The organism is Rhizobium sp. 32-5/1 (assembly GCF_029537235.1).
Lineage (GTDB): Bacteria > Pseudomonadota > Alphaproteobacteria > Rhizobiales > Rhizobiaceae > Pararhizobium.
This window is the reverse complement of record NZ_CP120639.1, coordinates 82,473-107,514: the sequence shown is the minus strand read 5'-3', so window position 1 is coordinate 107,514 and position 25,042 is coordinate 82,473. Positions and strand designations below refer to the sequence as shown.

20 protein-coding genes and 5 pseudogenes are annotated in these 25,042 nt (G+C 59.8%); 13 read left to right on the top strand and 12 right to left on the bottom strand.

Translation table 11 applies throughout. The features are described from left to right. The first annotated feature begins 225 nt into the window (after window positions 1-225). The gene (locus P6U16_RS21910; protein ID WP_277704478.1) at window positions 226-2,103 is read left to right on the top strand and encodes a TPM domain-containing protein; all 1,878 of its coding nucleotides are present in this window, start codon (window positions 226-228) and stop codon (window positions 2,101-2,103) included. A 275-nt stretch (window positions 2,104-2,378) separates the two neighbouring features. Here P6U16_RS21910 and P6U16_RS21905 read toward each other — a convergent pair whose 3' ends face one another. The 7 genes and pseudogenes from P6U16_RS21905 to P6U16_RS21875 all read right to left on the bottom strand — a co-directional run bounded on the left by P6U16_RS21905 (window position 2,379) and on the right by P6U16_RS21875 (window position 8,808). After that, the gene (locus P6U16_RS21905) at window positions 2,379-3,269 is read right to left on the bottom strand and encodes a LysR family transcriptional regulator (RefSeq protein ID WP_277704477.1); all 891 of its coding nucleotides are present in this window, start codon (window positions 3,267-3,269) and stop codon (window positions 2,379-2,381) included. A 302-nt stretch (window positions 3,270-3,571) separates the two neighbouring features. Beyond that, window positions 3,572-3,727: a hypothetical protein gene (locus tag P6U16_RS21900; protein WP_277704476.1), complete on the bottom strand. Its 156-nt coding sequence runs from the start codon at window positions 3,725-3,727 to the stop codon at window positions 3,572-3,574. Window positions 3,728-3,755: 28 nt separating this feature from the next. After that, window positions 3,756-4,220: a nuclear transport factor 2 family protein gene (locus P6U16_RS21895; RefSeq protein ID WP_277704475.1), complete on the bottom strand. Its 465-nt coding sequence runs from the start codon at window positions 4,218-4,220 to the stop codon at window positions 3,756-3,758. A 68-nt stretch (window positions 4,221-4,288) separates the two neighbouring features. After that, window positions 4,289-4,836: pseudogene (locus P6U16_RS21890) on the bottom strand (peroxidase-related enzyme). 128 nt (window positions 4,837-4,964) lie between these two features. Continuing rightward, complete coding sequence (locus P6U16_RS21885; RefSeq protein WP_277704474.1) at window positions 4,965-7,031, bottom strand: pyridoxamine 5'-phosphate oxidase family protein; 2,067 nt, start codon at window positions 7,029-7,031, stop codon at window positions 4,965-4,967. A 56-nt stretch (window positions 7,032-7,087) separates the two neighbouring features. Next, window positions 7,088-7,699: a glutathione S-transferase gene (locus P6U16_RS21880; protein ID WP_277704473.1), complete on the bottom strand. Its 612-nt coding sequence runs from the start codon at window positions 7,697-7,699 to the stop codon at window positions 7,088-7,090. Window positions 7,700-7,878: 179 nt separating this feature from the next. Then, entirely contained in the window at window positions 7,879-8,808 is a 930-nt protein-coding gene (locus tag P6U16_RS21875) for a LysR family transcriptional regulator (protein WP_277704472.1), read from the bottom strand. A 63-nt stretch (window positions 8,809-8,871) separates the two neighbouring features. Between P6U16_RS21875 and P6U16_RS21870 the strand changes: the two genes are divergently transcribed. Then, window positions 8,872-9,795: an SDR family NAD(P)-dependent oxidoreductase gene (locus P6U16_RS21870; RefSeq protein ID WP_277704471.1), complete on the top strand. Its 924-nt coding sequence runs from the start codon at window positions 8,872-8,874 to the stop codon at window positions 9,793-9,795. Window positions 9,796-10,081: 286 nt separating this feature from the next. After that, entirely contained in the window at window positions 10,082-10,978 is an 897-nt protein-coding gene (locus tag P6U16_RS21865) for a recombinase family protein (RefSeq protein WP_277704470.1), read from the top strand. 10 nt (window positions 10,979-10,988) lie between these two features. Here the strand turns inward: P6U16_RS21865 and P6U16_RS21860 are convergent, their stop codons facing one another. Together P6U16_RS21860 and P6U16_RS21855 are read right to left on the bottom strand one after the other, a co-directional pair. Continuing rightward, window positions 10,989-12,263, bottom strand: a complete 1,275-nt coding sequence (locus P6U16_RS21860; protein ID WP_277704469.1) for a HipA domain-containing protein — start codon at window positions 12,261-12,263, stop codon at window positions 10,989-10,991. Then, entirely contained in the window at window positions 12,256-12,570 is a 315-nt protein-coding gene (locus P6U16_RS21855) for a helix-turn-helix domain-containing protein (RefSeq protein WP_277704468.1), read from the bottom strand. Before P6U16_RS21855 ends, P6U16_RS21860 begins: the two co-directional genes overlap by 8 nt. Before the next feature lie 133 nt (window positions 12,571-12,703). Between P6U16_RS21855 and P6U16_RS21850 the strand changes: the two are divergent. From P6U16_RS21850 to ugpC, 9 genes and pseudogenes are all read left to right on the top strand, one after another. Beyond that, a pseudogene (locus P6U16_RS21850) lies at window positions 12,704-12,898 on the top strand (hypothetical protein); the annotation flags it as partial. 350 nt (window positions 12,899-13,248) lie between these two features. Continuing rightward, window positions 13,249-13,416, top strand: a complete 168-nt coding sequence (locus tag P6U16_RS21845) for a hypothetical protein (protein WP_277704467.1) — start codon at window positions 13,249-13,251, stop codon at window positions 13,414-13,416. A gap of 226 nt (window positions 13,417-13,642) precedes the next feature. Beyond that, window positions 13,643-14,185 carry a winged helix-turn-helix domain-containing protein gene (locus P6U16_RS21840; protein WP_277704466.1) on the top strand — a complete coding sequence of 181 codons (543 nt, stop codon included), beginning with the start codon at window positions 13,643-13,645 and terminating at the stop codon, window positions 14,183-14,185. Further along, window positions 14,176-14,910, top strand: coding sequence for an ROK family protein (locus P6U16_RS21835; RefSeq protein ID WP_349017728.1), 735 nt, complete (start codon window positions 14,176-14,178; stop codon window positions 14,908-14,910). Before P6U16_RS21840 ends, P6U16_RS21835 begins: the two co-directional genes overlap by 10 nt. Then, a complete protein-coding gene (locus tag P6U16_RS21830; protein WP_277704465.1) occupies window positions 14,897-16,285 on the top strand; it encodes an extracellular solute-binding protein in 1,389 nt (462 codons plus the stop codon). Before P6U16_RS21835 ends, P6U16_RS21830 begins: the two co-directional genes overlap by 14 nt. Before the next feature lie 170 nt (window positions 16,286-16,455). Next, window positions 16,456-17,283, top strand: a complete 828-nt coding sequence (locus tag P6U16_RS21825; RefSeq protein WP_277704464.1) for a sugar ABC transporter permease — start codon at window positions 16,456-16,458, stop codon at window positions 17,281-17,283. Next, complete coding sequence (locus P6U16_RS21820; protein WP_277704463.1) at window positions 17,280-18,185, top strand: carbohydrate ABC transporter permease; 906 nt, start codon at window positions 17,280-17,282, stop codon at window positions 18,183-18,185. The genes P6U16_RS21825 and P6U16_RS21820 overlap by 4 nt, the downstream gene beginning before the upstream one ends. Before the next feature lie 25 nt (window positions 18,186-18,210). Beyond that, on the top strand, window positions 18,211-20,352 hold the full coding sequence (locus P6U16_RS21815; RefSeq protein WP_277704462.1) for a beta-galactosidase: 2,142 nt from the start codon (window positions 18,211-18,213) through the stop codon (window positions 20,350-20,352). A 232-nt stretch (window positions 20,353-20,584) separates the two neighbouring features. Beyond that, entirely contained in the window at window positions 20,585-21,592 is a 1,008-nt protein-coding gene (ugpC, locus tag P6U16_RS21810) for a sn-glycerol-3-phosphate ABC transporter ATP-binding protein UgpC (protein WP_277704461.1), read from the top strand. Window positions 21,593-21,794: 202 nt separating this feature from the next. Here ugpC and P6U16_RS21805 read toward each other — a convergent pair. The 3 pseudogenes from P6U16_RS21805 to P6U16_RS21795 all read right to left on the bottom strand — a co-directional run. Continuing rightward, window positions 21,795-21,988, bottom strand: a pseudogene (locus P6U16_RS21805) (cytosine deaminase); the annotation flags it as partial. A 3-nt stretch (window positions 21,989-21,991) separates the two neighbouring features. Next, window positions 21,992-22,977 (bottom strand): annotated as a pseudogene (locus tag P6U16_RS21800) (ABC transporter permease); the annotation flags it as partial. Further along, window positions 22,967-23,579, bottom strand: a pseudogene (locus tag P6U16_RS21795) (ABC transporter ATP-binding protein); the annotation flags it as partial. The pseudogenes P6U16_RS21795 and P6U16_RS21800, both read right to left, overlap by 11 nt. 328 nt (window positions 23,580-23,907) lie before the next feature. On the opposite strand from P6U16_RS21795, the gene P6U16_RS21790 reads away from it, so the two are divergent. Continuing rightward, window positions 23,908-24,870, top strand: coding sequence for an HD-GYP domain-containing protein (locus P6U16_RS21790; RefSeq protein ID WP_277704460.1), 963 nt, complete (start codon window positions 23,908-23,910; stop codon window positions 24,868-24,870). Window positions 24,871-25,042 lie beyond the last annotated feature (172 nt).

Genomic DNA, 25,042 nt, shown 5'->3' with positions numbered 1-25,042 from the left:
TGGAAGCTTGTAGTTGGCCTTTCCGCCGCGGCGCTGGTCGTGACAACAGCGGCAACAGCTGCACCCATGTCAATCGCGGACAAAGGCAACGGATTGCTGACGCCGATACCTGACGGCGCGGCGATCTGCGAGACCATGTTCAGCCGGCTGGAGAAACAGGATCGCGGCATCCTTGTCGCCGAGGCGGAAACGTCAGAACCGAGCGAGGCAGAGCTTGCCGCGGAGTTGAGCGACCTCTTGCAGGCTTGCTCCTACGATGGCGAGGCCTTTAAAGTGGATCCGCGAGGGCTCGCCGCAACACCAGCTGCCGATGGCGAGAAGGCCGTTCGCGATATAATGCGCTTCACCGGCCTTCCTCAGAATTTCAAGGTGGTCGAAGGCGAGGTCCCCAATGCCGCGGCTCTTATACTCATGGGCAATGACGGCATCCCCCAACGCATCATCGCCTACAATGCCGGTTTCATGAAGCAGGTGGGCGAGGCGACGAGCAACAGCGACTGGGCAAGTGTCTCGATCGTGGCGCATGAGATCGGTCATCACCTGTCCGGTCACACGCTAATGCCCGGCGGAAGCCAACCGCCAATCGAATTGGAAGCGGACAAGTTCAGCGGTTTCGTACTCTACAAGATGGGCGCCACACTGGCGGACGCGACCAAGGCGATCAGCACGCTTATCCCGGAAGAAGACGGACAGACCCACCCCGGCCGCAGCAAGCGACTGGTAGCTGTCGAAGCAGGATGGAGCGAATCCTGCGAGCAGCAAACGGGGTCGCAATGCGCGGTCGGCGCCGCCGATTCACCCCAGCCGCGTGTCGAGAAGCAGGGCGCTGTTGCCGAAGCCGCTTCGGAAGCACAACAGAATCCTGCAACCGAGCAAGGCCGAAACGGCGCAGGGCAAGATCTTGCAGGCCTTTCGCGCGATGAACTTGAGAGCCGGTTGATCGAGGTTATCGGGAATATGTCGAAGCCGGGTGTGGACCTAGATGCGGTCAGTCGCGAAATGGAGGCTCTGAATTCGGCGATCAGCACCAGCAAAAGCACGGCGTCAGCCAGGGAACAAGACGTAACGATTTCAAATGCCTCCGTCGATCGGCTGCCGAGGCTTTCGGCTACCAGCACCCCGTCCAAGTTTGATCGCTTTGTCTATGACGAAGCCGGAATGTTCGACCCCGAAGTGAAGGACAAGCTCGCGAAAGCCGCCTTCGATTACGCAGCGTCCAACAATATCGAGATCGTCACGATCGTTGCCAAGGATCTGCAGGGGCGCGACGCGGATCGATACGCACTGGATGCCATGCGGCAATTACGGGTCGGGAAGATGGAAGTCGGCAATGGAGCTGTCCTGGTGGTAGATCCCGGGTCGAAGCAGGTCGGCATTGCTCTTGGCGCTGGTCTGCTTGTCGAGTACGAGGATACCAAACCCCTCCGCAGCTACCTGGAGAGCTTCTTCCGCCTGCTTGAAGGTGGCACGAAACCGGCAGCGGCGAGCGAACTCATTGCAGAGGCCAGCTACCGCATTATGCGCGATACCAAGGCCTGGGAATGGGCCGTCCGGTTCCAAAGTCTGGAAGAGATGATCACCACAGAAGAAAAAGCAGACAAGGCGCTGACGGCGGCGGGTGAATCCTACGACCCGTTGAAAAGCCCCACATGGCGCAAGTTGGCAAGAGTGCATGCCACCATCGTGACGACAACGCCGAGCAAGACTGACAAAACGTTGGATGTCAGCGATATAAAGGAAAGCCGTGTCGGCGCGGCGATCCATATTCGCTCCACCGATGGACGTGACGCTATTGTCTACGTGAACCCCACAGCGGCAGCCCTGATGCCGGTCCCGTTGGAGCAGGGTAAGACATATTCGTTTGTGGTCCGCGAGAGCTTCCTGGACGGCGATACCCCCAGTTCGATCTCATCAGCTACGATCTCGTTCGGTAGGCTCAGAGAGCTGTTCTGCTCAAACCCAACTTCAGGATTTAGATTGGAATGCCACGTCAGAATGAACGCGAGGCGTTTGCGGAGCCGACACACACGAAGAAGCGTAGCTCGCGCCATTGTGCGAAAAACACGTTCGTCGCTAGCTGCGCGCTTGAATGTCGGTCAATGAACTGAGGGGTGGATGCCCCTCCAGCCGACATCGGAGTATGATGCCTGCCCAGCGCCATAGTGACGCTCACGGAGGAAAGGCAGATGACACCGGTGCATATCCTTGCGATCGACCTCGCGAAGCGGAGTTTCCAAGTCTGCGCAACGGATCGCGGCGGGGCGTGTTCAACAAACCGTCCGGAACATTAGGAATAGCCCCCTTGTCGCTGAGTATCACAATCACGCAACTCATCTATTATTAAATAAGACGTCTGCACCTGGAATGGGTGTCGACATTTAGTTCAAAAGTCGGTTTTCCCGCAGGCGCGCGGCTGCCATGTCCACAAAAGCGCGAACCTTTGCGGGTGCGTTTCGCCCCTGGGGATGGAGGATGTGAATGGGCATTGGCGGCTCTTCATAGTCGCTGAGCACGATCTTCAGCTCGCCCGCAAGCAAAGCTGGGCCGATCTGGTAATGCAATACTCTGGTCAATCCCCAACCAGCCCGTGCCAGCGTTATCGCCGCCTCATTGGTATTACACTGCAGGACCGGGTCGATGGTCACGCGATGGTCATCAGCAAAGCGCCATTCGGGCGATGCCCATGCGCTCGTCGACGCAGCAATACGATGGCTCTTGAGGTCTGCCGGCACGGCCGGAACGCCATGGGTCTCCAGATATTGCGGGGATCCGCAGATGACGTGCCTGACGGTACCGACCCTGACGGCAGCGAAGCCTGAATCCCGCAGATGACCGATGCGAACGGCCACATCCACCCCTTCTTCTACGATGTTGACAGGGCGATCGATAAACAGCGTCCTCGCGTGCATGGCCGGATAGGTATTCAGGAATTCGGTGACAATGGGCAGCACGTACATCTGCCCGAACAGCGCCGATGCGGTAATGGCCAGCGTACCGGTTGGCGTGGCATAGGAACCGCCCGCTGCGGCCTCGGCCTCTGCAACATCTGCCAGTATGCGCCGGCAATCCTCGAAATACCGGGCCCCCGCCTCCGTCATTTTCACCGAACGCGTCGTGCGAACGAACAAGCGGGCACCGATGAGATCCTCAAGCGCTGCAACGGCCCGCGTGACCGCCGGCGCGCTCATATGCATGTGGCGTGCCGCCTCAGCAAAGCTCTCGGTCTCTGCAACTCTGGCAAATATCCGCATCGCCTGCCATCGATCCATTCCATCCCCCAATCGCTGGTATCGGTGCGATTGTGCCACGGCCGGCTGACTTGTATCAAACGCCAAATGAAGCCGAGCCGTCATCCACTGTGCCTGCAATGCCATGAAACGACGCCGCCAAAGCCCGAGCGCTTCGAAGCCTCCGCGAATTTGCGGAGCGAACCGCCCCTGTATGACGCCGCTATCTGCTCGATCGCTGCACAGACACGGTGATCGAGACCTGCCTTTATTGCGCTTTCGCGGTTTGCTTCGTTTGGCGCGAGCGCGAAAGCGACCGCCTTGGCGAGTTGAAAGTCAAAGCTCTAGCCGCTCCGCGCGATGTCGATGTCCGCTCCGTTCATGCCGAGTGTCTTTGCCTCTTTTTCCCGGCCTCGCATGTCAAAATGATCGGCGCTTTTGGCTGAAAGTGCGAATTCTATCGACAACCGTGCTCGCGCGTCGAGTTCAAATCTGCTCATGGCTCTATGTCCTCAAACATCCAGTCGGCTAGAATCCGAAATCGCTGAGACCCGAATGATCGTCCGGCCGGCGCCCGAGCGGCCAGTGGAATTTGCGATCCGCCTCTCTGATCGGGTGCTCGTTGATGCTGGCGTGGCGTGCTCGCATCAGCCCGTCCTCGGCAAATTCCCAATTCTCGTTGCCATAAGCACGAAACCACTGGCCGCTGTCGTCGTGGTATTCGTAGGCATAGCGAACGGCAATACGATTGCCCTGAAAGGCCCAAAGCTCCTTGATCAGGCGGTAGTCCAGCTCGCGATTCCATTTGCGCGTCAGGAGAGCTTCAGCTTCCGCGCGGCTGGTGACGAACTCGGCGCGATTGCGCCAGCGCGTGTCGAGCGTGTAGGCGAGTGCCACCTTGGCAGGATCACGGCTGTTCCAGCCGTCTTCGGCACGGCGGACCTTCTCGATGGCAGTCTGCTCATTGAATGGAGGAAGTGGCGGACGGGACATGGGTTGTTTCCTTGTGAGCGGGAAAATGGTGGAAGGGGGCCGGCTTGACCAGCCCACCCGTCGGTTGTTCATGCAGCCAGGCGATCGATGCGAGGGAAATCGATCTCGGCGTCCAGGGCCTCGTTGACGTAGTTGGTGAAAGTGTTCAGCGCGACATGTGCGATGATTTCCAGAACTTCCGCATCGCTGTAGCCGGCTACGCGAACCTTTTCGACTTCGCCTGAAGTTACCGAGCCGCGCGCGGCAACGAGGGCGCGGGCAAACTCGACAGCAGCGGCGGCCTTCGGATCGTTCGACGTACCCCGGCGATTAGCGTCTATCTCGGTTTCATTCAGCTTGGCGAACTTCGTGCCCGTATAGGTGTGTGCCGACAGGCAGTAGTCGCAGCCATTGGCTTCGGCCATAGTCAGCGCGATCCGCTCGCGGGTGGCCGGTGCAAGCTTGCCCTTGCCAAGAGCGCCTTGCAGCGCTGTCAGGCCGTTCAAGGCACGGGGCTGTTCGATACCAGGCGAAAGATATTCGGGACGGAGCCGATCTGCTTCTAGATCGCTTCGAGCACGGGGCGGGATGCTTCCGGTGCATCGGCGATCGTGGCAGGCGTTGGAATACGTGACATGTCTATCTCCTTGATGTGATTGCGAAAGGCAGCCCCTTTCGTCTTGATGAAGATGCGCAGGTTTGGATTGTTGGTGAACGTCGAAAACAAGGAAGAGACTGTTGTGTCAGACGCATCGATCAAGCGCATCAGAGTTCAATCTGGATCCGGTTTTCCTGATTCTTATCCTGTTCAGCCGGAACAGCGCAGCACAGCAGGACTTCACCTTCGCCGATCGTGGCTGTTGGTTCTTTTATGTAGGTTACGGTACCCTTGGTGAGCTTGGTACGGCAGGTGCCGCATGCGCCTTCCCGGCAGCTGAACTCCGGCGCTAGGCCGCGCGCTTCCGCCAGCTCCAGCAGGGTGCCGGCTCCAGGCGTCCAGCGCGCCTCCTTCAGCGATGCCATGAACGCGACCGGCACGGGTTTTGTCGACGGCGGCGGGCGCACCGGCGCGGTCACGCCGGCGTCGAGCGTTCGCGTCAGGGATGACGGACCGAAGGCTTCAGCATGGATGCGGCTGTCTGCGATGTTGTAGCCCCGCAACCCGTCATAGAGAGACTGGGTAAACTGCGGCGGCCCGCAGACGTAGAAGTCAAAATCGCCGAACGGCAGGTGACGCGAGAGCAGTTCCATATCGATACGGCCGGTCGCATCGTAGTCGATTCCTTCTCTGGCACCGTCGGTGTCGCTCAGGACCCGGATCAGCCTGACGGCACCCTGGCCTGCAATGACGAGCTCGGCGATTTCCCGGTCGAACGGCCGCTCTGTCTTCGAGCGCGCGGCATGAAAAAGGATGATCGGCCGGATGCGCTGCTTGCGGAGACCTTCGTAAACGACATGGCGCAGCATGGCGAGCAACGGCGTGATCCCGACTCCGCCGGCAAGCAATACCGCCGGGCGGGTGGTGTTCTCTTCGATGGTAAAATCGCCCGCTGGCGCCCTTGCCTCGATCGTGTCGCCGACGCGGATATGATCGTGGAGGTACCGCGACACAGCGCCGTCGCGCTTGACACTGATCCGGTAAATTCCGTCGGAGGGAGCCGCCGACAGCGTGTAGGTCCGGATCACCGGCTTGTCAGCGCCTGGAATGCTGACTCGGATCGGCAGATGCTGGCCGGCACTGTGCGGCAACAAACCTGCACCATCGCTGGGGTTTAGATGAAGCGAACGGATCGACGCACTCTCCTCGACGATCTTCGTCACCGAAAGAACGCGCCACTGAGTGGCGAGCGTAGCGGCATGCAGCCGGTCGGCTGCCTGCGCCCAGTCGCCGGTCATCAGTGAACTTTCAGACCAACCGCCTTCCCGAAAGACCCAGCGCAGCGCCAACGCATTGCGACGACGGACGATCTTGCGGGCCTTGAATGTCCAAAGCCGGTCGGCCCCCTGGAAGGCGGCGATCTCGGCTGAATCCAGAATGACTTCGGCATCGCCGGTCATCTGCAGCATGTCACCGTTGCTGTAGTCGATGAAAACAAGCCCGACCTTGCCGTTTAGGACGATGTTGCCAAGCGTATTGAAGAAGAGATTGCCATCGAAATCGGGAATGGTCAGCGTCCCGTCTTCACCCATGCGAACAAAACCCGCCTTGCCGCCACGATGCGACACATCGACCTGGCGACGGTCCTTCCGGTGTGCATAGGATGCCACGAAGAAGGTATCTGCCGCCGCGATCATCGAACGTGCCGCATCGTCGAGCGCGGGCAGATCCTCGACGGTCCCCGCAAACGGCTTGCCCGGATTGCGAACGAACGCAAAGTCACGCAACTGAATGTAGCGCGGACAATTCCCAAAGCTCTGGTCGACATCGACGCGAAAGCCACCCGGGATATGGGAGACGACCCCGTTCATGCGATTACGGCGCCTTGTGTGCATCTCCATTCCAAGAAGACCGACAGGCCGGCCGTCGGCCAACCCCTCGTTTGCAGGGTCGCTGGCATCGCTTTCAGCCGCGATGTTGAGCGCGGTTGGGGAAGGAGAAGACATGAAGCCGGACCGACCTTCGATGAAGGTGGCCCAGGCATCGCCTCTGTCGTCCACACTGCCCAGAACGATGTATGGCAACTGCGCATAAAAATCGCGGTGTTGATCGGGCATGAAGTCGCGGATCACACGCTGGCCGACCGCCGCCATGCGGTCCACGACGCCGACCTTTTCTTGAAGATAGATTTCGCCTTCGTGCCAAACCGGTATGGTTTTCTGGGTTTCGCTCATGTCTCATCTCCCTCGAGAAGATCGGGCGTGCGCAACCGCACGCCCGTCTCTGGACGTCAGGCGGCAAGGCCGGCGGGTGTTTGGACGAAGAGAACAAATCCAGGCAGGGCTTCGATGCGGCGGAGAAATGCACCCACCGCCGGATAGGTGGAGAGATCGACATTGCCCTCCGGCGCCCGGGCGACATAGCTGTAAATCGCCACATCCGCGATCGTCGGACCGTTGCCGACAAGCCAGTTGCGATCGATGAGGTGGCTTTCGAGCCGACCCAGCAATATGTGGGCACGGCCGATGACTTCTTCAGGATTGAACTTGGCACCGAAAACCGTGATCAGACGTGCCGCGGCTGGACCATAGGCGACCTCGCCGGCCGCAACCGAAAGCCAGCGCTGGATGGCGGCAGCGCCTGCGGCGTCTTCAGGGAGCCAATCGGCACGGTCCGCCTTCTTGGCAAGGTAGACGAGAATGGCGTTGCTATCGGTGACAACGACGCCGTCGTCTTCCAGCACGGGCACCTGGCCGAACGGGTTCAGTTTCAGGAAGTCTGGTTGCTTGTGCGCGCCGGATTTCAGGTCGACCTCGACCAGTTCATGCGGCAGGCCGAGAAGCGAGACCATCAGGCAAGCCCGATGCGCATGACCCGAAAGCGGATGATGATAAAGTTTCATTGTGTGCTCCTGCGAAACCGTTGGACGGGTTCATTCCCAATCCGCATTCCGAAGGTGAGCCAGATGTTTATCGTTGAGAACGATCAGACTTCGCAGTTCATCATTCCACTTGACGCAATAGTCCCACACACCGGCCAATCCCTGGCCGGTCCCCCGTGTCACACGCGGGTGCGATATTGCTACGCCTGATCTCGAAGGTATGCCACGAAGGCGCGCATCGACGCGCTGAGGTGACGATGGCGCGGATAATAGAGGCACAGTCCGGGATAGGGTGGTGTCCATTCCTGCAGGACCTGGACCAGCAGGCCTGCATCGATCGCGGGCCCGACCATCCATCTGGTCAAATAACCGAATCCGTAGCCGTCCATCGCAGCGGCGAGGATGAGGCGGGAGTTATCAAGGACAAGGCCGCCCTTGGTCTCGACGACAATGGCTTCTCCCCGATGCTCGAATTCCCAGCGGTACAATCTGCCATTCGGCATGCGGAGTTGAATGCAGCGGTGCTCGCTCAGAACGGCGGGAGAGCGCAATGCCGGAAGACCGTCGAGATAGGAAGGTGCAGCGACAACCACATGCTGCTGCATCGCACCGATCGGCACAGCGATCATGTCTTCCGACACAATTTCACTGGATCGGATACCGCAGTCAAATCCATGCTCGGCTATATCGACGAGCCGCCTCTCGCTGACGATCTCGACATGCACGTCAGGAAATGCGGCCATGAATTTCAGTAGCAGCGGCCTCAGAACCTGTTCGGCGGCCGTAGCATCGGCATTGATCCGTATCTTCCCAGACGGGGTGGTGTTGAAATCGCCGAGTTCTTCGGTTGCCTTGGCGATCTCGTCCAGCGCGGGGCCGAGCCGCGCAAAGAACCGCTGCCCCGCATCCGTCAGCGAGACATTGCGCGTAGAGCGGTGGAAAAGCTGGACGTTCAGACGCGTCTCGAGATTGGCGACGCTGTGGCTGAGGGCTGAGGGGCTCAGATTGCTCCTGCGCGCGGCGGCCCGAAATCCGCCAAACTGGGCCACAGCGACGAAGGCCGTCAGTTCAGCCGGCGACAGGGCGCTCGCTGTTCGAAAAACCTCAGCATGCTGTTCATTTGTGTCCATCTACCTAGGACAATGGCGGAATGCTATCTCCATTGCAACCAAACACAATCAAGGGTCAAAACAATGTCTCAACACCTGCCTTTTGGATTTTCCTCAACTGCCTCCGAGGTGCTGTCCGGTGTCGATTTGACCGGCAAAACGATGATCGTCACCGGCGGCGCGAGCGGCATTGGGATAGAAACGGTGAAAAGCCTCGCTGCGGCCGGCGCCTCGGTCACGATCGCTGCGCGCCGCCCGGATGCGGCCAAAGAGGTGGCGCAGAAACTCAGAACCGAGACAGGCAACGAAAATATCGATGTACATCCGCTGGATGTGTCCGATCTAGCCTCGGTCAGAGAGTTTGTCGGAAACTGGCACAAACCCTTGCATGCCCTTGTCAACAATGCCGGGGTCATGGCCCTGCCGGACCTGCAGCGCAGCGCCCAGGGTTACGAAATGCAGTTCGCCACAAACTTTCTCGGCCATTTCGCCCTGACGCTTGGCCTGCACCGTCATTTGGCAGAGGCTGAAGGTGCGCGCGTCGTCTCCGTCAGTTCAACCGGCAGCCTGTTTGCGCCGGTGTTCTGGGATGACCCGCATTTCCACTTCATCCCCTACAATCCGCTGCTGGCCTATGGCCAGTCGAAGACCGCATGCATCCTGCTGTCGGTTGGCATCAGGAATCGTTGGGCGTCCGATGGCATTGTCTCGAATGCACTCAATCCGGGCGCTATCGCCACCAATCTCCAGCGCCATACCGGAGGATTGAGAACTCCGGAAGCGTTTCGCAAAACGCCGGAACAGGGCGCCTCGACATCCGTGCTTCTGGCGGCATCACCACTGCTTGACGGTGTGAGCGGTCGCTATTTCGACAACTGCCAGGAAGCCCCGCTGGTGGCGCATCGGCCGGAAGGCAAGTTTGAGGGCGTGGCAGCCTATGCCCTTGATAGCACCAATGCGGATCGGCTTTGGGAGATGGCCGTCAAGATTGTCGGAGAAGCGAAATGAGCGCGGGTCTGCATGTCGGCTTCATCGGCCTTGGCGATTAGGGCGCGCCAATGTACGCGCAGGATACGCAGGCGTAATCGTACGACCAATCGTCCGAACCATCTACTGTAAGCAGTCGATCCGAATGGCACGCCTTGAAAGGATATGAACCGACGGGGTGCGGAAACTGATACTGCTCAGCCGGGCTGTCGTCATAGATCGAATCTGTGCGGTGAATGAAAACCCCGAATCCCATACTCGATGTCTACCATGGTGACTGCGATTCAAACCAGGGAGATCAGTCATTATGCATGCCACCAAGCGCGTCGTGCTTTACGCGCGTTATTCAACAGATCAACAAAACCCCGCCTCGATCGAAACCCAGCTCGATCTCGGAAAGGAATTCGTCCTGCGACAAGGTTGGCACTTGGCCGACACTTTCGTCGATGCCGGTGTCAGCGGCTCGTCATTTGAGACGCGGCCCGGCCTCCAGGCCGCTTTGGCGAGGTCAAACATCGGCGCGTATGACGTCTTTCTCTGCCTCACCCTCGATCGCCTTTCTCGCGACCTTGAGCACAGCGCTCGCATTCTCAAGATACTGCAGTTTCATGACGTCGAGTTGTGGACGGTTCACGGCGCCGCGTCGGTGTCGTCAATGGAAGTGGGACTAAGGGCGGTTCTAAATCAGGAGGTGCTCGAACAGGTTCGCTACCGGACGCGCGAAGGCATGAAGACTGTCGCCAAGCATGGCCGGGTGCCAGGCGGTATCTGTTACGGCTACAGGGTGCGACGTGAGTTCGACGATAGCGGGGAGCCGGTGCGCGGCCTGCGTTCGATCGATACAGATGAGGCGGCAACCATCGTCTGGATCTTTGAGCAGTACGCCGACGGCATGAGCCCTGTCAGGATCGCTGAGGAACTCAATGCACGCGGTGTATCCGGTCCTCGCGGCCGACTTTGGCAGGGGACCGCAATTCGCGGGCATCGAAATCGCGGCAGCGGCATTCTGAACAATCAGGCCTATATCGGACGGATCGTCTTTAACCGCCTCGCCTATCGCAAAAATCCCACAACAGAACGCCGGGTCTCACGGGAGAATGCTGCCGAGCACCATGTCGTGCAGGAGGTGCCGTCGCTTAGAATTGTCGAAGATGCCCTCTGGCAACGGGTGAAGACGCGCCAGGAGGACTGGCGAACGAGTTAGGACAGCGAGGCTACCGCTCGGCCGAAGGGCTTCGCTCCGCGCACGTGCCAAGTATCGGCGTCATCAGCCTTACATGCGTATCGATACGCTCGAGGACCTTCGCCGAAACGACTTTTCGTTCCGGCAGCGACCACCAAAATCCGTTCACCTGTCCAACTGTATCGACCACCGCTTTAAGCACGGCCGCTTCCGGCAGCCGTGCACGATTGGCGAAGGCTTTCCACCGCTGCACGTTCAGCGCCTTGAAGGACCGCTCGCCGGCCAGCGACAGAGCCATGGCATCCGCGGGGATGTAAGGGATTGTCGAGAGCACGTCATAGACAGGCGCCAGTTGCGGCTTGCCACCTGCCTCGCGATAGATCAGTGACCAGTTCTTCAAGTGCATGTCGCCATTGCCGGTGATGGCAGCGAGAGCCAGCCGGCGGACGAACACAAGCGCGGCAGCCGACGATACAGCGACGTTCAAAGCCCCCGCAACATCATGATAGGCGGCACCTTCGTATTTCCGCGAAGGATAGACGCCGAATACCTGCGCAAAATCCTCAATATGGATGCGCTCGCCGTTTGCGCGGCGATCGAAGCGTCTGACGAGCAAGACCTTTCCATCTGACAGCGTCTCGAATTCCTTTGGTATACCCTCGAACTCCGATTGCTCCACAAGTTCGCGTTCCGGCACCTCCATCCCGATCGCTTCAGCCAATGCGAGATTGGCATATTCGTTTTCCGACACCTCGGGAAACGAGGTCGATGGAAACTTGGCGATGTAGGATCCCTGGTCGTCGCCGAGCGGCAGTGTCAGTCCACCGCCCTTCCCCGTATTCTTGATGACCGAAAGCTTCATCTGGACGCCGGCAAGCGAGAACCGAGCCTTCTGCTTGGGAGCAGGCAGGTTGTCGAGACGCACAACCGTTCTGTCACTCGGCACGACGCGGACGGCACCTGGCAGATCCGAACCGAGAGCGACAAGCAGGTCGAAATCGTTTCCCGCGCGAACACTCCCCGCATGGTGTATTTCCATCGCCTCGCGCAGCTTGTCTTCGGGGAGCAGATTGGCAAAAAACGGTGGCAACGCTCTGGCGACGGGTTTCGGGTCCTTACGCAAGCCGCCAGTGGCTGCGCGAAAAGACAGACTGAGCACTGGCAAGCCGCCCGTTGCGCGATAACTGTCCTCGAAACTGAAAGCGTTAAAATCGCCGGGCGTCCTGACGATCGTTCCCACCTTCACATCGTTCAGCAGCACATCGAGCGACGAAAAGGATCTCGGATCGGATGAAACTTCAGACATTCTCATCCCCGTCTGGACGCGCCATGAATGCCGGGAGATCGTCGACATCGTCATGAGGACGCAGCAGCGCATCGACGGCCGGGACCATCGCCTGCGGTATAAGCATCAATTCAAGCCCGAGAGCGCGGGCGATATTGATCAGCGTCGTCGTGCGCGCAGCACTGCTTCCGGCCTCTATCTCACGATAGCGGGGACGCGATATACCCGCCATGTCGGCAACCTGCTCCTGGGTCAATTGCAGGCCTTTACGCGTAGCCTTCAGCAACTGCCCGATTTCCAGCAAGGATTCTGACTCAGACCGTGCCATCCCAGCTACCCAACCGTCTCCGTTGACAAGGGCAAGCTATCTCAAAGATTCAAAGATCGGTCAACGTAAAAGAGATATAAACGGATCATTATTGGCAAATTGATCCGTTTATATATCATTAATGTTGTAGTGCCGTCAGCAGAAGATCGTCGTTATAGGTGCCGATCCGATGAGCGAAGCCAAGATCCGCGCCGAACTGGACGCCTGCCTGATCCACAGCCCGGTCTTCGTGCCCGATCTCTGGCGAAACCTGCCGGAACCCTTCGCAAGCTGGGATCGCCAGCGGCATGAACCGGTCGCCTCCTGTCGCTCGATAGCGACCACATGAACGTTAGCAGTAGGCTCGAGATCCCGCGTCGCATCAATCGGACGGGCCCCGTTACAGACGATCGGGGCTTGGCTTCACCCCCTTGAGGTGCCAACCGAGGGTGGGGCGACACAAGGCGGGTGTTGTGCACATCCACGAGCGGTGATGAATGCCCTGACAAGGCTCGCCTTTTGTATGTTCAGCCGAAACAGGAGATCGCTGTTGAACAGACAGAAGGCTCGAAAGGTCGAAAATTTGGGCCGCGCTGGGCGAATGTGTCGGTAGCGAGTGGATTGACGATCCTTTGTTCAGCTTCGCCGACCCTCGCGCGCCGCAAATCGAGACCGAACCCCTTGGAACGACCGATTTCCTTGCCAACTTCCACCGTATCCCGCGATAAGCAGGTCGATCAGGTCGGAGACCGTCTCGATCTCGTCCATGTGCTGTGGGGCGGGCTCGTGATCCAAGTCGATCTCTCGCTCAATTCGACGCGCCAAATCTCGGCATCCTTTCAAAGCGAGAAGCTGTTGCTGAGGTAGTGGTCCTGGCAGCGGGCCTGTGCGCTGCCAGCGTGGCATGGCGGACTATCGTAACCGCCCGCGCTGCCGGCCTTTCCGCTATCCGTGCAAGATCAACGAAGTGATGCTGAGGAGGCTGCCCCCGAGCGGCGGACGATCATTGATCGCAGCCGCAATCGCGCGCGCCACCCGGCGCGGCGTGAGGCCAAACGACCCAGCAGCAAAAAAGACGGACTTGCGCTCGGTTTTGGTCTATGCCGACGCCGGTTGCCGGTGCGCCGGCCTAGCAGACACTGGCCTCTCCTATGAAGCGACAGTCAACGACATCCAGCCTTTTGCGCCGCCTGAACCGGTCGGCAGCAGTGGATTTGATTCGCACCGAGGGGTGATCTCCCCATCGAGTCTCGCCGAGCGGCTCAACATCAGCCTGCCCACGGTAATGCGCGTGATCGAGGATCTGATCGCCGAGGATCTGGTCGCCTATGACGGCTTCGACGAGACGCCGCGGGGCCGGCCGCGAGCGCGCATAAAGTTCCGCGGCGCGGCGCATGCGATCATCGGTATCGAGGCCGGCAAGGGCGAGTTCTACGGCGCCGTGGCCAACCTCGAAGGCGTCGTGCAGACCGAAATGTATGAGAGGGCCGACGATGATGGCGAACGCAATTTCGATAAACTGGTCGGCCTGATCCGCGAGTTGATGGCAGTCCCCGCCCGCGCGGACAGTCCATTCGCGGCATCGGCGTCGGCCTCCCCTCGATCGTCAGGCAGCCGGAGGGCGAAGTGGTGCTGACGCTCGGGCTGGGCTGGCGCGACATGCCGTTGCGGGCGCGGCTCAGCGAACATTTTCAGATGCCCATCGTCGTCGAGAACGGGCGCAACCTCGCCGCCTTGGGCGAATGGGGATTCGGGGCCGGGCGCGGCGCCGACAGCGTCGTGAGCCTCTCGATCGGGCCCGGTGCCGGCGCGGGCGTCGTGATCGACGGCAAGCTCTATGGCGGGCACTCGCATGCGGCGGGCGAGCTCGGCTGGTATCTCGATGACCCCCTCCTCACCGGCCGGCCGTTCGAACATCTCGGCGATAAGCAATCGCTGCGCTTTTTCGGCATCCCCGAACAGGCGACCAAGATGCTTGAAGAGGCCAACACGCAGTATGCGGCGGGAAAGATCAACCTGGCTGAAGTCGCCGAACGGCAGGCAGGCAAAATTGCGCCAATCGTGACCGAACTGCTCGACTATGCGACGATGGCGGTGGGCAGCGTTGCCGCCTTCCTGAACCCTGAAATCATCGTACTGGCGGGTCGGATCGTCGGCGGCGGCGATCTGGTGCTCGATGTCCTGCGGCATCGCCTCAAGGGCAATGTGTACGACCCGCCGCGCCTCGTGATAGGCGCGCTGGGGCACCGCGACATCGTGCTTGGAGCGGTGCGCCTGGTGCTCGATGCGACGACGCTCAACCCGTCCGACAGCGTGGTGATGGCGACTCAAGATCAATCGATCGTGATTGACAGCGACTGAAACTTTCATTAAGTTTCTAACTGAAAGAAAATACGAGTGGGAGCGTATCTTTCGTGGGAGGACGTCAATGACGAAGATTTTCAGTCCGCTTGGGCGGACAATGCAACGCCGTGACTTTTTGAAAGTAGCCGGTGCGAGCGCAGCGGTAGCGGCCCTGCCAGCAGCAGTTCGCGGTGCCGAACCCGTCAAGGTGCTTTTGTGGTCGTGGGTGCCGGATCTCCAGCTTCAGGTGGATATGTTCAACGCCGCGCATCCGGGCATCAAGATCGAACTCGTGAATGCCGGCCAGGGCGACCCCGAATATCAGGCGGTCCGTGCGGGCCTGCAGGCGGGCAGCGGCCTGCCCGACGTCGTCCAAATCGAATACCAGCATCTCGAGAGCTTCCGCCAGCTCGACGCTTTCGCCGACATGGGCCAGTACGCCAATGCCCATAAGGCTGCGTTTCCCGAAGCCACGTGGAAGCAGGTCGCCAAAGGCGATGTGGTCAACGCCATGCCGCAGGATACCGGTCCAATGGCGATGCTTTATCGCAAGGACATCTTCGACAAGCATGGCATCACGCCGCCTACCACCTGGGCCGAGTTTGCCGATGCTGCCAAGAAGGTCCATGCGGCCGATCCGAATGTCTTCATCACCGACGCGCTGTTCAGCTCAGGCGACTGGGTCACTGCGCTTTTGTGGCCGATGGGCTGGAAGCCCGTCAGCCGCGATGGCGACAAGCTCGTGATCAACATCAACGACAAGATTGCCAAGGACTTCGCCGCCTATTGGCAGGAGCTTATTACAGCGGGTGTCATCGAGACCAAGCCGGGGTTCAACAATGAGTGGTACTCCGGCCTCGACACGGGCCGCTATGCCACCTGGCTCACTGCGGGCTGGGGTCCAGTGTTCCTGACCTCGTTCGCCAAGACCAGCGCCGGCCAGTGGCGTGCCGCCGATCTGCCGCAGTGGGACACGAGCAAGTTCGCGACCGGCAATTGGGGTGGCTCATCACTGGCCGTGATGAAAGCGACCCAGCATCTACCCGAGGCCGCCGAAGTCGCGATCTGGCTGTGCACGGATCCCGAAGCCACAAAGCTCTACACCACCAAGCAATTCTTCTTCCCCTGTACCTCCGCGCTGCTGTCGAGCCCGGAATGGGCAGGCAACAAAATGGATTTCTACGGCGGCCAGGCGGTGAACGAAGTGTTCGCCAAATCGGCGAACGCTGTGACGCCCTTTGAGTGGAGCCCCTTCCAGAGCTTCTTGTACCAGTCGATGTCCGATGAATTCGGCGCCTCGATCGGCGGCAAGGGTACGCTGTCGGACGCTTTCGACCGCATCCAGGACGCCGTGGTCACCTACGCGAAGGAACAAGGCTTCACCGTAGCCTGATTTCTCCCGGGCAACGGCCGGGCGCGCTTGATCGGCGCGCCCGATCTCTTCATCTTCCCGGGCGGGGTACCATGGTATTGTCGAATTCGCCAGCCGCAGCGACGCGCCCAGCGCGATCGGGCGGATCTACGCTCCGAAAGCTCGCGCCATATCTATTCCTGGGGCCCTTCTTGCTGCTGTTTATCGCCTTCATTATCGCGCCGCTGGTTTATGCGTTCTATATAAGCCTCTACCGCGATACGCTGGTGGGCGGACGGCAATTCGCGGGGGCAGCCAGCTACATCAAGGTCATGGGAGACGCCAAATTCTGGGGCGGCGTGTGGAACCTCGTTCTGTTCGGTACCGTGCAGATGCCGATCATGCTGGGCCTGGCGCTGTTGTTCGCCATTGTGCTCGATCGTGGCCAGGTCTATGCCAAGGGCCTGTTCCGGCTCGGCTTCTTCCTCCCCTACGCCGTGCCGAGCGTGATTGCGACAATCATCTGGGGGTATCTCTACGGCCCCACCTTCGGCCCGTTCACGCAGATGGCCAAGGCGTTCAACCTGCCGCCGCCGGACTTCCTGTCGCCGGGCGCGATGATCTTCTCATTGGCCAATATCGTGACCTGGGAATATGTCGGCTACAATATGGTGATCTACTACGCCGCGCTGAAGGCGATCCCGTCGGACCTCGCCGAGGCCGCGCGGGTCGAGGGCGCCTCGCCCTGGCAATTTGCGCGGCTTATCCAGCTGCCGCTGCTGTGGCCGGCGATCCTGCTCACCATCATCTTTTCGATCAACGGCACGCTACAGCTCTTCAATGAGCCATATTTGATGCGCTTTCTTGCCAGAAACACCGTCAATTCGAGCTATACGCCAAACCTCTATGCCTATTCACTGGCGACGTCGAACCAGCAGTATGGCTATGCGGCCGCCGTCTCCTTCGTGCTTGGTATCGTGATCGCCAGTGCCTCCTACATCTTCACCCTGATCACCAACCGCCGTCGGCCGGAGCAATGATGACTGCGACCACCGACATCGCTACTTTCATCGCCGCCAAGCGCCGGCGCAGCGAGCAGCGGCGCTCACGGATCATGCTCACGCTGCTACTGTCACTGTTCCTCCTCTACAGCTTCATGCCGCTGGCCTATCTGGTCCTCTCGGCAACGAAGACAAATGGGGACCTGTTCACCACGTTCGGCTTCGGTTTCGGCACCGAGTTCAACCTTTGGCAGAATCTGCGCGATCTGCTGGCGCGCGACAACGGCGTCTTCATGCGCTGGATGTTCAACAGCTTGCTCTATTCCACCGTCGCAGGGCTCGGTGCCGCGATCTTGGCTACCGCAGCAGGCTACGCGTTAGCCAAATTCAAATTCGTCGGTCGCAATCTGATTTTTGCGCTTGTCCTGGGCGCTGTGATGATCCCGCAGACGGCCCTCGTCGTGCCGACCTTCCTGCTCTTGGCGCTTTCGGGACTGAGCGACAATCCGCTCGGCGTGATCCTGCCTTCGATGATCTCGCCTATCGGCGTCTACCTGATGCGCGTCTATATGGAGCAGGGCCTCGACAACGAGCTGCTCGACGCTGCGCGTATCGAAGGCGCCGGCGAGTTCGTGATCTTCCGCGCCATCGTGCTGCCGCTGGTGGCGCCGGGCATGGTGACCGTGGCGCTGCTCTCCTTCGTCGGGACCTGGAACAATTACTTCCTGCCACTCATCGTGCTGCGCTCCCCGCAGTATCAGCCGATTACGGTGGGCCTTGCGACCTGGTATCAGCTCGCGCAGCAGGGTGGTGGCGGCGGACAGGTACTGTTCTCGATCATCATCACCGGCGCGCTGGTCAGCATTATCCCGGTCATCATAGTGTTCTTGCTTTTGCAACGGTTCTGGCAGGGCGGCCTCACCGCCGGCGCCATCAAATAGACCATCCGCCTGGAGTTTTGCGCCTATGACGACCGCTTCGAAATCCGCGCCGCTCTCTGTCTGGCGGCCGATCGCGACCGACACTTTCCTCGTCGGTACTCCGCATTACCCGGAGCATGTCGATGAGAGCTATTGGCAGCGCGACGCCGATCGCATGGCAGAAGCGGGCTTCAACGCGGTGCGACTTGCAGAATTCGCCTGGCACATTATCGAGCCGCGTGAAGGGACGTTCGACTTCGATTTGTTCGACCGCGCCATCGACGTGCTGGGCAAGGCTGGTCTCAAGATCATCATGTGCACGCCAACGGCGACGCCGCCGCGCTGGCTGACGGCGCATTATCCCGAAGTGTTGCGCGTCGATGCCAATGGCCGCGCCATGAGCCATGGCTCGCGCCAGCACGCCAATCTTGCGAGCGGCGTGTTCCGCGAGCATTCCAAGCGCATTACCAAAGCGATGGCTGAGCATTATCGCGGCAATTCGCACATCATCGGCTGGCAGACGGACAATGAGCTCAATACCTCTGGATCGCTGTCCTACGGTCCGGTGACGCTGGACGAGTTCCAGGCCTTCCTCAAAGATAAGTACAAGACCATCGCCGCGCTCAACGATGCGTGGGGTGGGCATTTCTGGGCCACCGCCTACGACGATTTCGATCAGGTGGTGCTGCCCCTCGACTACGCTCCCGCCCCGGTCGGGCCGACCCATGTGGTCGACTATCACCGCTTCCTCGCCTTCGTCACCGCGCGGTTCCAGCACGATCAGGTGCTGATCCTGCGCGCCACCAATCCAGACTGGTTCGTCTTCCACAATTTGGGGAAGCTCGACGACATCGACTTCCGGGGCGAGTTTTCCGCCGATCTCGACTTTCTCGCCTTTGACATCTACCCGCATCTCTATGACGAGATGCAGCGGGTCGGCGGCGTCGGCGAGGTGCAGGCGCTGCATCTCGACATCTGCCGCGGCTTCACCGGCAACTTCATTGTGCCCGAGCAGCAATCGGGCTTCGGTGCGCAGCCGAACTTCTCGACGCTGACGCCCGAACCCGGCGAGATGCGCCGCATGGCCTATGCGTCAGTGGCGCGCGGCGCCGATGGCGTGATGTTCTTCCGCTGGCGGCCGGCGCATTTTGGCGCCGAGATCTATTGGATGGGCATCATCGATCACGACGACATCCCGCGGCGGCGCTACCACGAGGCCAAGCAGTTTGCACGTGAGGTCACGGCCCTCAAGGACAAGATCCTCGGCACGCATGTACGCATGGATCTGGGCATCGCCGGATCGGATTTCGACAACCAGGAAATGCACCGCTCCTACCCCATCGGCATGCCGAGCCCGCAGGACGATGCGACGCTGCTGCACCGCTATTGCTACCGCCACAACATCGCCTGCGGCTTCATCCATCCCGAGGATGACCTCAGCAAGCTCAAGGCGCTTTACGTGCCACATTGGCTGAAATGGACCGATGCATGGACGGCGCGGATTGAGGCCTTCGCTAGGTCGGGTGGAACGGTGATCCTGGGCGGCCGCACCGGATCACGCGACGTTAACAACCACGTCATCCGCGACACCTCGCCGGGCAAGACGCTCTCGGCGCTGGCCGGGATCACGGTCGAGGAGTTCGGGTTGCTAACGCCGATCGGCGGCGAAGGCCTGTTCGAGCATGGCGGCCGCTTCGGCGCCAACACGGTGCGCAAGAAGCTGCCGGCGACGTCAGCGAGCCGCCAATACGAGCTCAAGATCGGGAATGTGCAGGTAACAGCCGCGCATCTTTATGAACTGCTTAACGTCGCGCCCGGCACGGAGGTTATCGGTAGCTGGGCTAACCGCTTCGCCGAGGGCCAAGCCGCGATGACGTCGCGCAAAGTCGGCAAGGGCAATGTGATCTACCTCGGCACGTATCTCAGCGATGCTCTGGTCGAGGTGCTGGGGGATCAGGTGCTGGCGCCCGCCGGTGTCGTGCCACTCATCGCCGACTTGCCGGCCGGCGTCGAAGCGACCATCCGCGAGAGCAAGAACCATCGTCTGCTGTTCATCCTCAACACGTTGGGCGAGCCGGCAGACGTGCTGAATATTCCAAAGGGTACCGATCTGCTCGGCGACGCGCAGCAGAAGGCAGACCGCATGCGGCTCCCCGCTTACGGCTGCAGCATCATAGATCTGGCTTAGTCTGCATCTGGCAAGCTCTAGTATCGGACGGATCCGTACTGAGATGACTTCGTTGTCTGATGCTCAGGGTGAGATCGCATCAAGACTCTGCTGAGATCCCGTTCGAATTGCGGGTCTCTGGTTCGATTCTGAGCGAGGCGTGCCCAGGCCACCGCTTTGAAAGGGGCAGCCTGACTGCAGATTCAAAGGCTGATAGTCGATACGGAAACTTTGCCAATCGGAGGATATCGGCATGACTGACGTGGCAATTCGTTCGCTGAACAAGACGTTCGGTGCGCTTGAGATTATCCCGGACCTCAACCTGAATGTGCCAGATGGCTCGTTTACGGTTCTCGTCGGACCATCTGGATGTGGAAAATCCACTCTCTTGAGAATGATCGCGGGACTTGAGCAGCCGACACGGGGCTCCATTGCGATCGGAGGGACCGACGTGACATATGAGGAGCCGTCGAAGCGAGGGATCTCGATGGTGTTTCAGTCCTATGCACTGTTCCCGCATATGACGGTCGGCCAGAATATCGACTTCGGCATGCGTATCGCAAAGGTGCCGAAGGAGGAACGGGAGAAGAAGGTTGCCTATGCCGCCGGCGTTCTGAAACTCGAGAAATTGCTCGATCGTAAGCCGTCGGCCCTATCAGGAGGGCAGCGGCAGCGCGTTGCTATTGGCAGGTCGATCGTCCGCGATCCGAAGGTATTTCTGTTCGACGAGCCCTTGTCGAACCTCGATGCCGCCTTGCGCGGGCAAATGCGGGTCGAACTAGCCGAACTTCATCAGAGACTGAAAGCGACAATGATCTACGTGACGCATGACCAGGTCGAGGCGATGACGCTGGCGGACCAGATCGTCGTCATGAATGCGGGCCGCATCGAACAGATCGGGGATCCGTTGTCACTTTATGAGAAGCCGGAAACCGAGTTCGTCGCAACCTTCATCGGGTCGCCCAAAATGAACCTGATCAAGACCGCCGACACGCAGGCGATGGGCGTGGCGACGATCGGAATACGGCCGGAGCATCTGGAGGTCTGCGACGCCGGCAAATGGAGCGCTGTGGTGAGAGTTGTGGAGAAACTTGGCAACGAAGCGATTGCTTACCTGGATTCAGAAGTCGGTGATCTGACCCTTCGATTGGTTGGGACGCCAGCGCTGAAGCCGGGCGACCAGTTGAGGATGTCACCGAGGGACGGCCACGTGCATTACTTCGATCAGCACGGTCGAAGGATGGCCGGACCCTCGTCCTGATACTGCCGCTGCAAACGGCGGTCGCTCACCGAAGTGGGTTTAAGTGGCATCCTGTAGTATTAGCGTCTCTCCAAATCAAAGGACTTGGGTCGTCAGTCCAACATTATCTTCGCCTTGAACCAATTCCAACTTGCCCTCCGCCCTTCGATTGATTGTGATATTCGACTTTTATACCCAATCTTGCACCGGTTAGACTGCCCGCTCAATAAGGTTCCGGCAGGTAGTCTAGGCCGGGATCAATACTGCTTGGTCTACCGTTCAGGAAGATTTCGCCGATACGGGGTGCGGTGCGCGAGATACCTTGCCACCCTTGACGGCGATGAGCCGCGTCGGCTTGAGGCGTAGGGCCTCGATCACATCGGCAGCCGGCAGCGCGACGCGATCTGCATTGCAGCCTCGTCGGCGGATCCTGTACAGAGTGGAAAACACGGCGATCAGGATGGTCAAGAGGGACAAAGCCACGATCACGTCGGCGATGCAGCTTGGAATGCCGAGGCTGCGGCTCACGCCATCGGCGCCTACGAACATCGTGGCGCTGAACAATCCGGCCAGCACCACGCCGAACGGATTGAGATGCATCGCAACCACGATACCCGAATACCCGTAGCCGGGAGACAGTTCAGTCGTCACATAGCCCTGGATGCCCATGCCCTCGACCGCACCGGCAAGACAGGCAAGGCCGCCGGAGATGCAGGCGACGATGACGAGGGTGCGGCCCAGCGGCACGCCGGCGAAGGCGGCACCCTGAGGATTGAGACCGACCGCACGCGACCAAATGCTTTACACCGTGCGCGACTGCACAAAAGCAAGCACAAGCGCCAGGAGCACGGCGATCACCAGCCCGAGGTGAAGACGCGACCGGCCGAAGGCCAACGGGTCCTCGAGCACCGTGTCCATCAGTATCGAGACAATGAGAATGGCGATGAAATTGAGCGGCAAGATCGTCACCACCTCGTCGACCGAGAAACGCAATCGCATCCAGAGCGGCAGACGGAGCAGGGTCATCCCGGCGACGGCGCCGAACACGCGCAGCAGAGGGATCTGAACGAAGGATGGCAAGTCGCCAAAGAGCTGCGAACTCGCCCATGCCACTGTGATGGCACCGAGATAAAACTGCCCCTCCCCGCCGATGTTCCAGAGCCTGGCGCGGAAGGCCACGGCGGCGGCAAGGCCGGTGAGGATCAGTGGCGTGGCGCGGGTGAGCGTTTCGGTTGCCGACAGCCGCGAGCCGAAGGCCCCTGCAGGATGCGCCAGTAGGCTTCAAGGACCGGCGCGCCGGCAATGGCGATTAGGACCCCTTCGATCGTAAGCGCCGACGCAATCGCGATCAGCGGGGTTGCGATGACGAGGACCACCGGGCGATTTTCACGCCGTTCAAACCGCATGCGGCACCTCATTCATCCCCTCGCCTGCCATCATCAGTCCAAGCTTGCGTGCCGAAGCCTCCTCGGCGCCAATGGGAGGAGAAATCCTGCCGTCGACAATCGCCTGGATCCGATCGGCGAGCGCAATGACCTCGTCCAGATCTTCCGAAATGAGCAGCACGGCCGTTCCCTGCCGCCTCGCTTCCAAAATGCGCTCGTGCACCGCGGCAACGGCACCCTCGTCCAGCCCGCGTGCCGGTTGCGCTGCAAGCAGGATGTGGGGTCGATCGATCAGGTTGCGCCCGAGTGTCAGCTTCTGCATTGCCCCCGGACAGCAGGCGGACGCGGCTCACAGGCGTTCCGCCGCGGGCATCGAACTGGTTGATGATCTTCTAGGTGAAGGCGATGACGGCCTTGCTATCCACCATCCCACCGCGCGAAAAAGCGCCAAGTCTCTCCAGGATGACGTTTCCCGGATCGCCATTTCGCCCGCCTTCACTGTTGCGGTCTTCCGGGATCCGGCCGATGCCGGCCGAAACCACGTCTTCGACGAGCAAGCTCTCGACCGCCTTACCGAAGAGCAGCAGGTCGCCACCCGTTTTGGCCCGTGTGCGGGACAAAAGCTGCGACCAGGCGGTCGCGCACGGTGGAGCGTCTGAACATCGGGTTGCTCCTCGCTCTTGAGTTCGACAAAACGCTTCGTGAGACGAGTTGCGGCTTCGGCGATCGCCTGCTGGCCGATCACGCCTTTACATAGTCCGGCATCAAGGATGGCCCGATGACACTGACCCTCGCCCAGTTCGAAGCCCTGTTTGTCGGCCTGGCCCCAAATCAACTTCAGCATCCAACTTGGCGAGCGAAATTCTGCGTTGTCTGGTATGCTGTTAACCTTTGTTAAAACTACCTATCCTAGAAGTAGAAGAGGGCTGAATTCACTTCGGGCGATATGTTATGCGTAAGAGGATCCGGATCCATCAGTTGCAGGTGGGAATGTTCGTAGAGGAGGTGGAGACCGCCGGGTCTCAGCCCACCCCTCGTGTAGGCCCGTTCATGATCTCCTCATCGCATGAGGTCGCCCGGATGATGAACAGCAACGTCATGACAGTTGTCATCGATGTTCAGAAGGGCGTGGATGTCGGACAGGTTCAGTCGCCCCGGCCATTTAATAGACGCGAATTTGACGCACACCTGTTGGAGAAGGCCACTGCGCGTGACATCGAAAGAGCCAAGCGGTGCATTGCAGACACGAAACCTCACATTCGAGAGATCTTATTGGAGGCAAGGATTAAAGGTGCTTTCGCCGCTCGGGCGGCGACCACAGCTGTCGAAAAGATCATGGTCTCTGCGATGGACAACGCCGGCGCGCTCATCGCGGTCGCGAAGTTGAAGGAAAGAGACGAAACGACGTTTCTGCATTCTCTTGCAGTCAGCGCCTTGATGATTGCGTTCGGTCGTAGCCTGGGGCATGCCGAAGATGACGTGCATTTGCTCGGGATCGGGGGCCTGGTCCACGATCTGGGAAAAATGGTTCTTCCGACCGCAATACTGACGAAGTCTGGCAAGCTGACTGCTGACGAGATGAACGTCGTGCGGCATCATCCCCAGCGGGGATTCGAGCTCGTCTCCCGTTTGAACAATCCACCACAGCAGGTGCTCGATATCTGCCTCTATCATCATGAAAAGTTTGACGGCTCGGGCTATCCCCGTGGGATTCAAGGAACGGAAATTCCGTATGTCGCGCGCCTTGCAGCAATCTGCGATGTGTATGAGGCGCTAACAACAGTGAGGCCCTATAAGCGAGCATGGTCGCAGGCAGAGGCGATCAATATGATGATGAATTCACCAGGACATTTTGACACAAATTTGCTGTCAGCCTTCGTCTCGAAAATGGTCATCAACGGCACCCTTCACTAGGTTGGACATACATCGGCGTTACCGGTGGCAAGGCCGTAGCTTGAGCCGTGGTCCCGACGTAAAGAAGCCGCCTTATGAGGCGACCTGACCCGGTGGTGGCGCTTGCCCTGTCCTGAGAGCTTTGGATTTACAGAGGGTTCGCCGTGTGCGGTATTCCGGAGGTCGCTCAATA